Raw genomic sequence first — 14,901 nt, 5'->3', positions numbered from 1 at the left:
ACGCGACCCTGCACGGTGCTTCGGCGTCGCGCAGGGTCGCGTTTTGTTGTTAAAATTGCCCCCCGCGCATCGTGCTTCAAGATGCGGGCTATATGTAAATCACTACTGCCTTTGGCTGCAAGGGTCCTTGAGTAGGAAACCAGTGTTACATCGCGCTACTTTCTACCTTTGCGGCTTCTTTTGCCGAACGCTGTAAAAATGCCCCCCATCGTACCGCCCACCTCGCTGCCTGAACTATTTGCTGCTTTCAACCGCCTCACGGTCCTCATTGTAGGCGACGTAATGCTGGATGCTTACGTGTGGGGCAAGGCTGGGCGCATTTCGCCCGAAGCGCCTGTGCCCATCGTGCACGTGAGCCGCACCGAGCAACGCCTTGGAGGCGCGGCCAACGTAGCCCTAAATGTGCAGGCCCTGGGCGCGACGCCGCTGCTGTGCGCCGTGGTGGGGCAAGATGCTGGTGGTAAGCAATTGCTAGGGCTCTTGGAAGGAAAAAACCTATCGGCCGAGGGAATCGTGCAGAGCCCTGACCGGCCTACAACCGTAAAGCAGCGCATCCTAGCTGCCGGCCAGCATTTGCTGCGCATTGATTCGGAAGTAGAAACCGATTTAAACTCTACCGAAGCGGCTGCCCTTACTGCCCGATTCGAAGCTCTACTGCCCCAGGCAGACGTCGTAGTGTTTGAAGATTACGATAAAGGCGTGCTCAACGAGGACCTGATTCAGGACTTCATTGCCCAAGCCCGGCAGCGCAACATCCCGACTGTTGTAGACCCCAAGCGCAAAAACTTCTTGGCTTACCGCCACTGCACGCTGTTCAAGCCTAATCTAAAAGAGCTGCGCGAAGGCCTTAAGCTAGATTTCGACGATACCGACGCCGACCGCCCACAGTTCGAGGCCGCCGTGCAGCGCCTGCGTGAACTGCTGACGCCTGCCATCATCTTGGTCACGCTTTCGGAGCGCGGCGTGTTCAGCGACGCACCCGCCACCGGCCGCACTTACATTCCGGCTCACTTGCGCGCCATTTCCGACGTGTCCGGCGCGGGCGACACGGTCATTAGCATCGCGGCTTTGTGCGTGGCCTTGGGTCTGGAGGCACCCATATTAGCCGCGCTAGCCAACCTGGGAGGTGGGTTGGTGTGCGAGCAAGTAGGCGTAGTGCCTATCGAGAAGCAGCGGCTGCTGGAAGAAGCCCAAGACGCCGAATTGTTTTCGGCAGTTGAGGACAAGTATAAATATGCTAATCCGGGCAAGTAAAGGCTTTGCTCCTGGATAGCCTTGTACAATGGTATTTTTGTGTTGTGATATAACGCAAAAATACCATTTATAGCTTCTTGTAGTACTGTTTGTTATTTATCAGTACAGCAGATAGGGAAACAAGCGACAAACACTCCTCTGGGCGCATCCGTGAGGATATTCTAATTTATCTAAGATAATAACTTAGGTCCAGCTCCCAACGTCATTTGCGTATTTGCAGAGATCAGATAACACAAACTAATAAATAGTAAATATACTAAAACTAGAGGCAAGCGGTATTCCTTTATTTTTTGCCATGTCCAGTGCTTGGGCCATCCAAAGCATGTTATAGAAAACAAGAGTAGATGTACCGGCATCAAATATCGGCACTCCATTGGGAGAGGTAACATTAAGGTTGATGGAACTATTATGGGTAATATAAGTAAAAGCTGTAGTTGGGATAAATACCGAAACCGCATTATAGTAATTACTGAAGCAAAAAATAACATTGTATAATTAAAAAAAGCTAGGCCTGAAGTGAAAGTGTACACCCTGAATATGTATGGCGCAGGGTACAGCACGTCCAAGCCATTAAATAAATGCCTTGCGTTTAGTGTTATTATATCCAGAGGTCGTCTGAATACTAGAAGGATATACTCAGTGTATGAATCTATTTTTTTATTATCTATACGGGATATGATATTTGCGCCAGCAGCATCATAGTAGCGAACCTGAGGTACAGGATAATCAGCTGCTATGCTGGTTTCATATTTTTGTAGGGAGAAGCCTGCAGTAATTTGCTCTAAATATAAGTTTCCCCCAGCACCAGTTGCCGGGTCATCAATAATTCCAATTACTAAAGGAGAGTTGGTGTGAAAGTTATTGTAATTAATAAGCCACTGTGGTATACATAATAGTATAAACCCTAAACAATAAATAAATAGTAACTTGCCTATTGCAAGCAATTTATATGTGCCTTTTTGATGTGCTACAAGCCATATTATTAGTAATGCTACAAAGGGGAAGGCCGCTACATATATTGGTCGAATATTAGTAGCGGCGGCTACTAATAGTCCAGCTAATAGAGCTCGGTTCAGGTTGACAGTAGGCAGTAATAAAATTAGGGCACACCCTAAAGCGACAACTGCTGGAAAGTCGCTTAAGATATAATTAAAGTAATCACGCCAAAGAAGGAAAGCTGATATTATAAGCAATAGTCTGCTTTTCCAATTAACTGCTTGCTTAGTAGCTTTTTGCCATAGAGTCGGTATAATAATTCCAAAGAGTACACCTGCTAGAACAGAATTAAATATTTTTATCAATACTTCCGCTGATAAAAATGTAAATTCTTTTGTTAAGTAGGGTATTAGTGAAAGTACAAGAGGTAATAAATATCCTCTGAGAGAACTATTAAAGTTAAATAAAGAAAACCCGTCCTGATTATTAAAAATATTAGCTAAAAGCCAGTATCCGCCCGAATCGTAGACTTGTTGATAAAAGCGTGAGGTGAGCGTATGTATTCCAAAAAGTAGTGTTGTTATGAGAAACCAAAAAAGAGGTTTGTTACTAATACCGCTAAATCGAGATAACATAAACAGAAAATAATATTCTGCTTCCCTATAAAAATGCCTTCTTATACAGAAGGCATTTTTATAGGGAAGCAGAATTGAAAATCTAATTGTTAGGAGTCCAATGTTTTACCGTCTGGATAAACACCTTTACGTTATCCGGATTGGTATCGGGGTACACGCCGTGGCCGAGGTTGGCAATGTGGCGCTGGGGGCCGAACTGGCGCAACATCTCGATGGTCGCCTGCTGCACTTGCTCCGGCGTGCCGTAGAGGGCGCAGGGGTCGAGATTGCCTTGCAGGGTATAGTTGTCGCCGAGGATGGCGCGGGCAGCCTTCGGGTCCTGGTTCCAGTCAAGGCCGATGGTCTGGCAGTCGAGTTGGGCGAAGTCGTCGAGGGCGAAGAATGCACCTTTGGCAAACACCGTCACGGGAACATCGGGCAGGGCCTCGCAGATCTGGGCGATATAGCGCGTGCTGAACTCGCGGTAATGGTTGGGGGGCAAAATTCCGGCCCAAGAGTCGAATACCTGAATCAGGTTGGCGCCGGCTTTTACCTGGGCCTGTAGGTAGGCAATGGTCGTAGCCGTAATTTTCTCCAGCAGTTTGTGGGCCAGCGCGGGCTCGGCGTAGAGCATGCGCCGGGCTTTGGAGAAGGTTTTGGAGCCGTGACCCTCCACCATATAGGCCAGAATAGTCCAGGGGGCGCCGGCAAACCCGATGAGCGGCACGCGGCCGTTTAGGGCCCGCTTGGTCACTCGAATGGCATCCAAGACATAACCTAAATGCTCTTCAGGATCGGCTACGCGCATTTTTGCGACGTCGGCGGCGGTGCGAATGGTTTCCGGAAACAGCGGACCGCGGGCTTCCACCATCTCATAGGTGAGGCCCATGGCATCGGGCACCACCAGAATGTCGGAGAAGATAATGGCCGCGTCTACGTCGAGCGCATCCACGGGCTGAATTGTGACTTCGGCGGCTAGCTCGGGCGTTTCTACCAACTCCTTGAAGCCGCTGAGGCGGGCGCGCAGGGCACGGTATTCGGGCAGAATGCGGCCGGCCTGGCGCATCAGCCACACGGGCGTGCGCTCAGTTTGTTCGCCGCGGGCGGCCCGAAGTAGAAGGTCGTTTTTAATCACAGGGTTACTGATTTGGGCGGATTTTGCAGCCGCAAAGATCGATGAAAGCTTCTGATACAAGCTGCTGCGCAAAGATAGGAGTTCTCATCTGCCGCCGGAATGACCGATTACAGATCCTCTTTTGATTATTTCTACTCCTGAAACAGGGCCTTGATAGCCGTTGCTATAAAATTAACTCCAATAGCTAGGGTGATAAAACCCATAATACGAGCCAGCGCAGCCATGCCGGGCCGCCCCAAAAACCGGGTGAGCCGCAACGACGACATCAGAATGATATAGGCCGCCAACGCCACAAGCACGAAGCCCAAGAAAATCAGGCTCATGTCGAAAAAGCTGAGCCGCTCCGTAAATAGGCTGATACACACGGCCATCGAGCCCGGCCCCGATAGCATGGGCATGGCTAGGGGCGTAAACGAAATATCGTTTTTGTGCATACTTTCTTCGAGAACCGCCGGCGATACTCGGTCGCGGTTGCCGCCGGGCGTGAGCAGATCGAAAGCCGAGCGCATCAGCAAAATGCCCCCCGCAATGCGCAAGTGGTGAATGTTGATGCCAAAAAAGTTGAGCACGTATTGGCCTGCGAAAAACGACACGGAAAGCACCGCAATCATGTAGAGGCAGGCCCGCAGTCCTATTTGGCGGCGCTCTTGGGGCGTGTCTTCTTCGGTGAGCGTGAGGAACACCGGCATGGCCCCAAAGGGATTGACGACGGAAAACAGCGTGGTAAACGTGGCAAGCAGAATTTCCATGAACGAGAAAGCATGGTGAAGACGGCTAAAGGTACGAGGCGCCCGGAAAGCAGCAAGGCCGGAAAATGCTATGTTTGGCAAACCAACCGCCCCGCTAACGCCGCGTACAAGTCGCGTGGGCACTTGGTTAGCCTGCATATCTCTCCCTATCCCGCATGACTCCCGCTGTTACCACAACAAACCCTTCCGAAGAATCCCGCGAGACGCCTTTAGTAGGCATTATAATGGGCAGTCAGTCTGATATAAAAGTAATGTCGGCTGCGGCCGAGCTGCTGCGGCAGTTTGGAGTTCCCCACGAGTTTACGCTTGTCTCGCCCCACCGCACGCCTCACCGTCTAATCGATTACGCCGAAACGGCACGCAAGCGTGGCTTGCGCGTGCTGATTTGCGGCGGGGGCGGCGCGGCGCACCTGCCCGGCATGGTAGCGGCTTTTACCACCCTGCCCGTTATTGGGGTGCCCATTAATTCTACTACTTCCATTCGCGGCCTGGACTCGGTACTTTCTATGTTGCAGATGCCCGCAGGCGTGCCCGTGGCCACCGTTGCCATCGATGGGGCTACCAATGCTGCTGTGCTTGCCACTCAGATACTTGGCGTGCACAACGCCCGATTGGTCGATGCTCTAGAGAAATACCGGAATTCACTGAAAGACAAAGTTATGCGTACCATTGAGGAGCTTCGTAAAGGGGGCTTCAATGAAGAGTAAGTAGAAAATGCCCCCCAGCGAATGTTCTGAGGGGTATTTTGTCTTTCAAAAAGTAAATTCTAAATTCCGAATATTTTTCCCTCCATGCCTGACCTCGACGCGCCGTTTTGGATACTGCTAGCACACGGCCTAGTGCTGCTTCTAACGGTAGCCGCGCTGATTGCTACGCTGTTACCCTTGCTTCGCGCCGAGGCCTGGTGGATCCGAGTTTTTGACTTTCCACGCCTTCAGATTGTTGGTCTGGCCTTACTGACGCTGGCTGGCGGTCTGGTACTAGAATGGCACGAGCTGCCCGGCTACTGGGGCATTGGGCTACTGCTAGCATTATTGGGAGCGGTGGTATACCAGGTGGTACGTATCGTTCCGTACACGCCGTTGGCCAGCAAGCAGGTCGGCGACACTACCCTGCCCGACGATACGCGCCACATTAGTTTGGCCGTGATGAATGTGCTGCAATTCAATAAGCATGGCAAAGAAGCCTTGGCCGAGTTGGAGCGCATTGACCCCGATATTATCATGGCCGTCGAGACGGATAAGTGGTGGCTGGAGCAGTTGAAGCCTCTGGAAAAAACCCACCCGCACACCTGCCACGAGCCACTAGATAATACCTATGGCCTGCTGTTTTTCTCGCGCTTGCCGGTGCGCGACTGCCACATTAAGTATCTACTCGACGATGATGTGCCGTCCTTGCACACCCACGTGCAGCTACCCGATGGAAAAACCTGGGTGCGACTCTACGGCTTGCATCCCAAACCGCCAGCGCCGCAGGAGTCGAAAACTAGTACCCGGCGCGATGCGGAATTGCTGTTGGTAGGCAAGGAGATAGAAAAGAAAGACGAGCCCACTATCGTGTTTGGCGACATGAATGACGTGGCCTGGTCGCACACCTCTGAGCTGTTTCGGCGTATCAGCGGCCTCATGGATCCGCGCGTGGGTCGTGGCTTGCTTCCGACATTCCACGCCGATTATTCCCTGCTGCGCTGGCCCCTCGACCACGTATTTGTGTCGGCTGACTTCAAGGTAGAAGACATCCAGCGCCTCAACTACGTGGGCTCCGACCACTTTCCTATCTACATCAAGCTCACCTACGAGCCTCACGATAAGCACATTCAAAAGCAAAATGCTGAAGAAGCCGACGAGGAAGATCACGAAGAAGCCGCAGAAAAAATTCGGGATGGTTTCGAGGAGGAGCGGGAAGAGGAGCTAGAGGAAGCCCAAAACCCCGGCAAGAAGAAGGAGCTGGCTACCTAAAGCTCTGTTTTATACAGAAACTCCATCTGACGGTTGTTCACCGAGGCCGGCACGCGGCGCATCACGGCGTTGCGCAGGCCTACTAGCCACGGTTGCTCTATTTGCGCTACTTTACCTAATTGCCACGACTGATTTACGATGCGTGTAGTGCGCGGGCGCCGCTGCTGGTCGAAGGCCTGAAAAGCTGCTTCTAGGCTTGGCGCCTGGGCCAGACAGCCAGCCAAGGCGGCAGCATCTTCCACAGCTTGACCCGCCCCCTGACCCATATTGGGCGTAGTGGCGTGGGCCGCATCACCGAGTAATAGCACCCGACCGAAGTTGAAGTGGCGTAGCGGCTTCAAATCAATAATATCTCCCCAAATTACTTGCTCGTCGTTAGTAAGGGCCAGCAGCTCTGGAATGGGGGAGTGGTAATCGGCGAAATGGCGCTGCAAATCGGCCAAGCGGAAAGCGCGATAGTGCGGATTTTGCGCTTGAGCGCTGTTGATACAGGCAAACCAATACACTTGTCCGTTACCTAAAGGCACCACGCCAAAGCGGCCCGTGCCACCCCAGGTTTCGGTGGAGCGGCCAGCGGGCAAATTCAGCACCTGCGCTTCTATTACGCCACGCCAACATGTATAGCCCGCGTAGCGCGGCTGGCTGTCTGGCAGCAACTGCCGCCGCACCCGCGAACGGATGCCATCGGCCCCAATCAAAGCCTGACCTTCCAGTTTGCTGCCATCCGTGAAGTAAGCCGTTACTTGACTGCCTTTCTGCTCAAACCGCTCTAGCGCTTTGCCAAGCTGCACGACACCGGGAGGTAAATTTTTTAGCAGCACCCGCTGCAAATCAGCGCGGTGAATCGCTAGGTTATCGTAGCCAATGCGGCGAGTGAAAGGCAGCGTATCTACGTCATTGAGCATCCGGCCATGGCGGTCGAGCAGGCTGACACGAATAATGGGAAACCCGGCCGCCTTCACAGCGTCGTGCACGCCCAGGCGATCTAGCGCTTGCATGGCATTGGCGCCCAGCACCACGCCCGCCCCGATTTCGCGCAGCTCGGCGGCAGCTTCCACTACCTGCACGTCGTGGTTTTGCTGGCGCAAGGCCAAAGCCGTTGCCAAGCCTCCAATCCCCGCCCCGACGATGATGAATTTCATGAGTTACTGGTGCTGAATTAGAAAGGTGTAGAGATACATACTTGTGTTGTTTAATTAAATAGCACTGCATTATTGAATGATAAGACACAAGTACGTGTCGTTACCTCGTTCTGATCATTAACAAAAAAGCCCCCCAACATTCTGCTGGGGGGCTTTTTTACATAAGGCTACAACTTATTTGTTGCTGCCTACTTCTTCGTAATCTACGTCGGTCACGTTATCGGCAGGCTGGCCCTGCTGGCCATTGGCGCTGCCGTTTGATTGACCGTCGCCGCCAGGGTAGCCCTGGGGTTGGCCTTGGCCTTGATCTTGGCCAGCGGCGTACATCTCTTGCGAGGCAGCCTGCCAAGCGGCGTTGATAGCCGTCATAGCTGTTTCGATAGCACCGAGGTCTTTGCTCTCGTGCGCCTTTTTCAGGTCGCCAAGGGCATTCTCGATAGCCGTTTTATTGCCGCCGCTCAGCTTGTCGCCGTACTCAGCGAGCTGCTTTTCGGTCTGGAAAATCATTGAGTCGGCAGCGTTAACCTTCTCAATGCGCTCTTTTTCCTGCTTGTCAGCTTCTTCGTTGGCTTTGGCCTCGTTGCGCATCCGCTCAATGTCGGCGTCGGTGAGGCCACTGCTGGCTTCGATGCGGATTTTCTGCTCCTTACCAGTGCCTTTGTCCTTGGCCGATACGTGCAGGATACCGTTGGCATCAATGTCGAATGTTACTTCAATCTGCGGTACGCCGCGGGGTGCTGGCGGAATGCTGTCGAGGTGGAAACGACCGATGGTGCGGTTCTGCGAAGCCAATGGGCGCTCGCCTTGCAGCACGTGAATCTCTACGGAAGGCTGGTTGTCGGAAGCCGTTGAGAACGTCTCGGATTTCTTGGTAGGGATGGTCGTGTTCGACTCGATGAGCTTGGTCATTACGCCGCCCATGGTCTCGATGCCCAGCGAAAGTGGAGTCACGTCGAGCAGGAGCACGTCTTTTACTTCACCGGTCAATACACCACCTTGGATAGCAGCACCGATGGCTACTACTTCGTCGGGGTTAACACCTTTCGAAGGCTTCTTGCCGAAGAACTTCTCAACCTCTTCCTGAATGCGCGGAATGCGAGTCGAGCCACCTACTAGGATTACTTCGTCAATGTCAGAAGTGCTCAAGCCAGCATCCTGGAGGGCCTTTTTGCAAGGCTCCATCGAACGCTTCACCAAGTTGTCGGCAAGCTGCTCGAACTTGGCGCGGCTCAGTTTCACTACCAAGTGCTTCGGACCCGAGGCAGTAGCCGTCACATAAGGAAGGTTGATTTCAGTCTCAGTCGAGCTAGAAAGCTCCACTTTAGCCTTTTCAGCGGCTTCTTTCAAACGCTGCAGAGCCATTGGGTCTTTGCGCAGGTCGAGACCTTCGTTGTCATTCTTGAACTGCTCAGCGAGGAAGTTGATGATAACCTGGTCGAAGTCGTCACCACCGAGGTGAGTATCACCGTTGGTGCTTAGTACTTCGAATACGCCATCGCCCAACTCTAGAATAGAAATATCGAACGTACCACCACCCAGGTCATACACAGCGATTTTCTGGTCTTTGTGCTTCTTATCGAGACCGTAGGCCAAAGCAGCGGCCGTAGGCTCGTTGATGATACGCTTGACATCGAGGCCCGCAATAGCACCGGCTTCTTTGGTAGCCTGGCGCTGAGCGTCGTTGAAGTAAGCAGGTACTGTAATAACAGCCTCAGTTACCGTCTGGCCCAGATAATCCTCGGCGGTCTGCTTCATTTTTTGAAGCACCATGGCCGAAATCTCTTGGGGAGTGTACTGACGGTCACCGATTTTCACAGCTACCGTGTTATTGGAGCCACGCTCCAACGCATACGAAATGTGCTTCGACTCTTCGGTTACTTCGCCAAAGCCGCGGCCCATAAAGCGCTTAATCGACTGAATCGTATTCTGCGGGTTGGTAATGGCTTGACGTTTAGCTGGGTCACCAACTTTACGCTCACCTTTGCCCCCGTCGAGAAATGCTACGATGGATGGCGTCGTACGGCGGCCTTCGCTATTCGGAATAACCACCGGCTCGTTGCCTTCCATAACGGCCACACAGGAGTTAGTGGTGCCGAGGTCAATACCAATTATTTTGCCCATCTGAATGGTATAGTTAAGTAAGTGGAAATGTCAGAGTGTATAGTGCGATTTGCTCGCGAAGGGTGAATGACAAGCAGCGTACCAGCGGGCAAATCAGGCCATTTCCGTGACACATTGTCATTTTTGTATATCCTCATCGGCCATTTCCCGTCGCTCTGACTTTTCCGCGAATCAGAAAGCCACCATTGCCTGTCAGGCCGGCGGATTGCCCATCGGTTCAGCTTGTTCTAAGCCAGAACGAGGTAGAGACGCAGTATTTTGCGTCTCGTCGTTGAACGACTGTAGCAGGGTTTAGAAATTGAACAGCACCAGCAACCGAAGAACATCGGAGCTAACGACAAGACACAAGTATGTGTCTCTGCCTCGTTGTAACGGGTCGCAAATAGATTTAGCTAAACGCTTGGGGAGCTTTTTTACAGCATATACTGCTGCATAAACCGCTGGATAGTGCTGCGCCAAGCCACCCGGTGCTTGCTATGATACGGCTCGTGGCCTACGCCGGCAAAGTAGCGCCGTTGCTTCGGGCCACCGAGAGCGTCATAAATAGCATCGGTTTCCTCGCGAGTCACGCGCGGATCGGTGAGGCCGTAGAGCAGAAGGGTAGGCGTCTGGATACGGCTGGCGTAGGCGCGGACATCCAGGTCGAAAGCCCAAAAGCCGTTTTGCACGCCGCTCCAGAATACGAGTAGGTTAGCCAGCGGAAAAGCGGGCACGTGCAACGCGTGAAAGCGGTTTTGAGCCGTTTGAAGCATGCTGCCGTACGGGCACTCCACAATCGTAGCCGTGGGCCGCACGCCCAACTCGCTTTCGGCCCGCAAAATAGCCACGGCCCCCATCGAAACCCCATATAGAAAAAGCGGTGCCTGTGGGTGTTGCGCCTTCAAATACGCGAAGGCCGCCGCTACATCATCTGCTTCCCGGTAACCTACTGTAGTCTGCACGCCTGCGGAGCCACCATTGCCGGCAAAATCAATCAGCAAAACCGAGAAGCCTTGCTCTAGGAAAAACTCCGCTTCCGTCAGCAGCTTCGACTTGTCGCTGGTGTAGCCATGAAACAGCGCCACCTGCCCAACTGCGTCGGGCGCGGGGCTATACCAGGCTTCTAGCCGGCCGTTGGGGCTTTGCAGCCAAATGGTTTGGTACGGAAAAGCAGGCTTAGCCGCATTGATCGGCTTAGGGTTTTGTATGCCCGTGAGCAGTAGCGTTGCTTTCTGCAACACCGATAATTGCTCGGGGCTGGCCTGGCGCAAACCGGGCTCATCAGTAAAATGGGTGAAACGCCAAGCGTGAAAAAAAGCTACCGCGTTGACGAGTAAAACGGCGGCAGCTCCTACGGCCAACCACCGTCGCTTCATCGGGGGCGGGAGGTTTTGGGCCCACGCTTCGGACGGGCATTACCGCCGGCAGGCCCTTTCCCGGATGCAGGGGCACCGCCAAACTTGGGACCTGCCGGCGTAAAGGACTTACGTTTTGGAGCACCTTCGGGCTTGGTGCCCGGGGCCGTATTTGGGGCCGACTTTTTGGGCGCTGCGTCTTTCGAGAGCGGTGGGCGCTCGCCAGGCATTTTAGTAGCGGAGAAAGCGGCCTTCAACTTAGCGGCTTCAGGAGCGGTTAGCTCGCGCCACTGGCCGGGGGCCAAATTCTCGATTTCCAGATGTCCGATCTTCACTCGTATCAAGCGCAGCGTCGGAAAACCCACGGCAGCCGTCATCTTACGCACTTGCCGGTTGATGCCTTGCGAAATAGTAAGCTGAATCCAGGACGTAGGAATGTTAGCCCGAAACCTAATAGGCTTGGCACGCTCCCAAACGGCGGGCGGTTCGGGCAGTAGCTCCGCTTCGGCCGGAGCCGTGAAGCTGGTTTTGATGTCAACTCCCCGGCGTAGCGTAGCCAGCGCTTCCTCGGTAGGCACGCCTTCTACCTGCACCCAATACGTCTTGGGCACCTTGAAGCGCGGCTCCGACAAGCGGTGCTGCAAGGGCTTATCGTCGGTGAGCAGCACGAGGCCTTCGCTGTCATAGTCGAGGCGGCCGACGGGGTATATCTTGGGAATGGGCACAAAGTCCTTGAGCGTGGCGCGGCCGTTCTCGTCCGTAAACTGGGTGAGGACTTCAAAGGGTTTGTTGAGCAGGACGTAGCGCATGGAGCAAGGAAATATAAAACAAAGGAGTGTTCACTAGCCTCTTACGGCTTTTGATAAAAGGCAGCGAAAGACAAAGGTCGGCAGAAGCTAGGTTTGGGCCGCGATAACCTCTAAAGTTTACCGGCTGGGGGTATTTATTTGGCAGCCGCCTTACTTTCTCCTCGCAGCGGCACCTGGCCCGTAAACAGCACAACTACACTGCGCGGCGGGTACACCACCGCATCCACGCTGTCGCGCCGACTAAAGCCCTCTTTAGTTTCTTCGCGGTACTTGTGGCGCACAAAAACTCCTATTTCAGTATTGTCAGCCTGGCGGGCCTGCAGGCGCTGCCGCTCCTGGGCGCGGCGGGTGTCGTCGGCAGTGAGGGTGAGGCTGGCTCCATTGGCAGCAGTGCTGACCTGCTTTGCTGCGCGCTCGGTTACCTGAAGCACGTAGGCTATCGAGTCCTGACGGGTAAATGGCTGGGTATGAAATCCCTCAGAGTAATAATTACTAGGAACACTCATACCATACTGCACATATTCAGCCACGGCAGCCTGCGCCCGCTCAGTGGGGGTTTGCTGGCAGCTGGTGAATAAGGCAGTAAATCCTAATGCGTTTAAAAGGAGAAATCTCATACAGTGGGCTCAGTAGTAGCCATTATTTTACTAGCGCAGAACACGTGTACTAGCGTTTCGTTATTACTAAAATTGTGTATTCAAGTACATACACGCCATTTGTTGGCGGGCTTCTGATAGACTCATTCTAAATGCCCCCCGAGTACTTGCGCGCCGCCCACTCGGCCGATACCAGTGCTACCAGCAGGAAAAACAGCCACTTCAGATTGATTAGGTCCCGGATGTTCTCCTGGCTGTAAATCACCGGCTTGTAGTTAGCCTTCTGAATATCTTGAGTGAGCTGGTCAAACTGCTGGGGATAATACAGGCGCGAACCGCTGCGGCGAGCGAGCTGGTAGAGCAGGTTGTGGTCGGCGCGGGCGTTGAGAGATTCAAGCTGTTGCTCCTGCACCAGTAGCTCGCCCTGATCTTGCTGATTTTGCCCCCCGAGCGTGGCGCGGGCCACGTAGCGGTACACGCCGCCGGGTAAAGTGCCAAGGCGCAGTGGGGTGCCATCTTCACTGTTAGTAAACGAATAGGTACGGACGCGCTGCTGCTCGTCGGTGAGCGTAAGTGCGATTTGCTGCCCGTAGATGCGCTCAAAAATGGCGTTGTAGGTTTCTGCGCCAAAGGTGATTTCGTCGGCGGTGCTGAAGGCGTCCTGAGTGGGATACACGTCGAGGCGCTTCTTGTTGGCGTTGGCGGTCAGCAGCTGCAGCGTGCGACTGATGAGCCGGTCGTAAGCGTCGGGGCGGTCGGCGTGGTCGGCGGCTTCTTGTAGGCGCCATTGCCAACCGCCATCAGTGAGCAGGGTAGCTCGGCGTTGCTCGGGCGAGCCACCAAAAACTAGTAGTGGCTTCTGCGTCTTGAGCCGCCCTACCTGCTGATACAGAGCCACTTCGGCGCCGCCGCCCAAGCGATACTCGCCAAATGGTACTGGCGCGGGCGGATACGCTGCGAAGCGGCGCAAGGCATCTTCCTCGAAGGAAAACCGCGAGAAAGACGCGTTCAGCACGGGCGTTACTTCATCCGTCTGCTGGCCCCGAGGCGCGATGGTGAGGCCCGTGCCCAGGTTATTATATGCGTTTAGATCAGACTGGGCGCCGATGATAAATAATGTGGGAATGCGGCGGTTGCGTACCTGGGCCAGTACATCGGCCCCTTCGCCTGTGCGGGCCGGGAGCTGGTGCAGGATGGCCACGTCGTAGTCCTGGGCTTTGAAAGGAGCGATGCCGGGCAGGTAGATGGTCAGGTCGAAATTGTCGTTCTGCAAAATTGCCCCCCGAAGTGCCTTAATATCAGGGTGCGGCGCGGCGCCGGCCAGCAGTACTTTTAGCTTGCCCTTCACCACCTCCACGTAGGCGTTGCGGCTATTATTGAGGGGCGTAAACTCGCCGGCCTGGGCCTTAATAGCCACCTCGTAGCGGCGCTTGCCAGGGGCAGGAGCCGTGAGCAGAAAGGTAGCTTTCTGCCGGCGCTGGCCGGGGGGCAAATTCACGCGCTTGGTTTCCAATACCCGGCCACTCTCGCGCAGCTGCACCACCGCCGTACCGCCCGCAAAACCCTCATAGACGATTTCAGCTTCGATAAGAAAACGGTTGCCGCTAAAGGCTACGCGGTTGTAGTTTAGCGTTGGCAAGCTCAGGTCGCGCTTAGGCACCGTATCGCCCACGGCCACGCTGTAGATGGGGAAGTTGAACTCGGAGTACACCGGTGAGCGACCCTGGTTTACGAGGCCATCAGACACCAGCACCACGCCGGCCAGATTGCGTCCTTCGTAGCCTTCGCGCACGTTGGTCAGCAATCCATCTAAGTCGGTGGCCTGGGCTTGAAAGCGCACCGAATCAGGCCGAACATCCCGCGCGGGGTTAGGGGGCAAAATCTGTGTTTCAACCTGAAAGCCTTGGCCGCGCAACGTAGTGGCCAACTGTTGCAAGCCCTCCGTCGCCTGACGCAGCACTTCAGGGGGCGTAAATAGCCCCACCGACTGGGAGTTGTCTACGGCCAGCACGATGGTGGGCGCTTCGGTGGTGGTGCTATTGGTTTTGATGAAGGGCGAAAGCAGCAGAAAGCACAAAAAGCTCACGACCACGAAGCGCAAAGCAGCCAGACCATAATTCAGGGCCTTGCTCCAAGGCGCTTTCGCCGAGTAGAGCAGCGCCGCGTAGCCCGCGCCCACGGCCAGGCACAACAAAATCAACCAGGGAGAAGCAGCGACGGAAATCAAAGACAGGAATACCAGCAAGTGAGAGT

General features: G+C 54.2%; 12 protein-coding genes. 3 read left to right on the top strand and 9 right to left on the bottom strand.

Translation table 11 applies throughout. From position 1 onward, the window contains the following. Positions 1–198: 198 nt before the first annotated feature. A complete protein-coding gene (locus tag ACW9KT_RS13590) occupies positions 199–1,254 on the top strand; it encodes a bifunctional heptose 7-phosphate kinase/heptose 1-phosphate adenyltransferase (protein WP_457081264.1) in 1,056 nt (351 codons plus the stop codon). A gap of 170 nt (positions 1,255–1,424) precedes the next feature. Here ACW9KT_RS13590 and ACW9KT_RS13585 read toward each other — a convergent pair whose 3' ends face one another. From ACW9KT_RS13585 to ACW9KT_RS13575, 3 genes are all read right to left on the bottom strand, one after another. Continuing rightward, positions 1,425–2,825: a hypothetical protein gene (locus tag ACW9KT_RS13585; RefSeq protein WP_457081262.1), complete on the bottom strand. Its 1,401-nt coding sequence runs from the start codon at positions 2,823–2,825 to the stop codon at positions 1,425–1,427. 82 nt (positions 2,826–2,907) lie between these two features. Further along, positions 2,908–3,939, bottom strand: a complete 1,032-nt coding sequence (gene hemE, locus ACW9KT_RS13580) for a uroporphyrinogen decarboxylase (protein ID WP_457081260.1) — start codon at positions 3,937–3,939, stop codon at positions 2,908–2,910. A 131-nt stretch (positions 3,940–4,070) separates the two neighbouring features. Next, on the bottom strand, positions 4,071–4,688 hold the full coding sequence (locus tag ACW9KT_RS13575) for a MarC family protein (RefSeq protein ID WP_457081258.1): 618 nt from the start codon (positions 4,686–4,688) through the stop codon (positions 4,071–4,073). 155 nt (positions 4,689–4,843) lie between these two features. Between ACW9KT_RS13575 and purE the strand changes: the two genes are divergently transcribed. Both purE and ACW9KT_RS13565 read left to right on the top strand, forming a co-directional pair. Continuing rightward, the gene (gene purE, locus ACW9KT_RS13570) at positions 4,844–5,395 is read left to right on the top strand and encodes a 5-(carboxyamino)imidazole ribonucleotide mutase (protein WP_457081256.1); all 552 of its coding nucleotides are present in this window, start codon (positions 4,844–4,846) and stop codon (positions 5,393–5,395) included. A gap of 84 nt (positions 5,396–5,479) precedes the next feature. Further along, positions 5,480–6,646, top strand: a complete 1,167-nt coding sequence (locus tag ACW9KT_RS13565; protein WP_457081254.1) for an endonuclease/exonuclease/phosphatase family protein — start codon at positions 5,480–5,482, stop codon at positions 6,644–6,646. Here the strand turns inward: ACW9KT_RS13565 and ACW9KT_RS13560 are convergent. From ACW9KT_RS13560 to ACW9KT_RS13535, 6 genes are all read right to left on the bottom strand, one after another. Further along, positions 6,643–7,788, bottom strand: a complete 1,146-nt coding sequence (locus tag ACW9KT_RS13560) for an FAD-dependent monooxygenase (RefSeq protein ID WP_457081252.1) — start codon at positions 7,786–7,788, stop codon at positions 6,643–6,645. The genes ACW9KT_RS13565 and ACW9KT_RS13560 overlap by 4 nt on opposite strands. 174 nt (positions 7,789–7,962) lie before the next feature. Beyond that, positions 7,963–9,909: a molecular chaperone DnaK gene (dnaK, locus tag ACW9KT_RS13555; protein WP_457081250.1), complete on the bottom strand. Its 1,947-nt coding sequence runs from the start codon at positions 9,907–9,909 to the stop codon at positions 7,963–7,965. 413 nt (positions 9,910–10,322) lie between these two features. Then, a complete protein-coding gene (locus tag ACW9KT_RS13550; RefSeq protein ID WP_457081248.1) occupies positions 10,323–11,264 on the bottom strand; it encodes an alpha/beta hydrolase in 942 nt (313 codons plus the stop codon). Further along, positions 11,261–12,052, bottom strand: coding sequence for a pseudouridine synthase (locus ACW9KT_RS13545; RefSeq protein ID WP_457081246.1), 792 nt, complete (start codon positions 12,050–12,052; stop codon positions 11,261–11,263). Before ACW9KT_RS13545 ends, ACW9KT_RS13550 begins: the two co-directional genes overlap by 4 nt. A 134-nt stretch (positions 12,053–12,186) precedes the next feature. Then, positions 12,187–12,669, bottom strand: coding sequence for a hypothetical protein (locus ACW9KT_RS13540; RefSeq protein ID WP_457081244.1), 483 nt, complete (start codon positions 12,667–12,669; stop codon positions 12,187–12,189). A gap of 127 nt (positions 12,670–12,796) precedes the next feature. Beyond that, positions 12,797–14,875 carry a VWA domain-containing protein gene (locus ACW9KT_RS13535; protein WP_457081242.1) on the bottom strand — a complete coding sequence of 693 codons (2,079 nt, stop codon included), beginning with the start codon at positions 14,873–14,875 and terminating at the stop codon, positions 12,797–12,799. Positions 14,876–14,901: the final 26 nt, after the last annotated feature.

The sequence above is a fragment of the Hymenobacter sp. HD11105 genome (assembly GCF_054051685.1).
This window is presented reverse-complemented; position numbering and strand designations above follow the sequence as displayed.

Excerpts from the sequence above, each read along its gene's own strand:
- ACW9KT_RS13590 (WP_457081264.1), top strand. The coding sequence starts at position 199 with ATGCCCCCCATCGTACCGCCCACCTCGCTGCCTGAACTATTTGCTGCT.
- ACW9KT_RS13585 (WP_457081262.1), bottom strand. The coding sequence starts at position 2,825 with ATGTTATCTCGATTTAGCGGTATTAGTAACAAACCTCTTTTTTGGTTT.
- ACW9KT_RS13575 (WP_457081258.1), bottom strand. The coding sequence starts at position 4,688 with ATGGAAATTCTGCTTGCCACGTTTACCACGCTGTTTTCCGTCGTCAAT.
- purE (WP_457081256.1), top strand. The coding sequence starts at position 4,844 with ATGACTCCCGCTGTTACCACAACAAACCCTTCCGAAGAATCCCGCGAG.
- ACW9KT_RS13565 (WP_457081254.1), top strand. The coding sequence starts at position 5,480 with ATGCCTGACCTCGACGCGCCGTTTTGGATACTGCTAGCACACGGCCTA.
- ACW9KT_RS13560 (WP_457081252.1), bottom strand. The coding sequence starts at position 7,788 with ATGAAATTCATCATCGTCGGGGCGGGGATTGGAGGCTTGGCAACGGCT.
- dnaK (WP_457081250.1), bottom strand. The coding sequence starts at position 9,909 with ATGGGCAAAATAATTGGTATTGACCTCGGCACCACTAACTCCTGTGTG.
- ACW9KT_RS13550 (WP_457081248.1), bottom strand. The coding sequence starts at position 11,264 with ATGAAGCGACGGTGGTTGGCCGTAGGAGCTGCCGCCGTTTTACTCGTC.
- ACW9KT_RS13545 (WP_457081246.1), bottom strand. The coding sequence starts at position 12,052 with ATGCGCTACGTCCTGCTCAACAAACCCTTTGAAGTCCTCACCCAGTTT.
- ACW9KT_RS13540 (WP_457081244.1), bottom strand. The coding sequence starts at position 12,669 with ATGAGATTTCTCCTTTTAAACGCATTAGGATTTACTGCCTTATTCACC.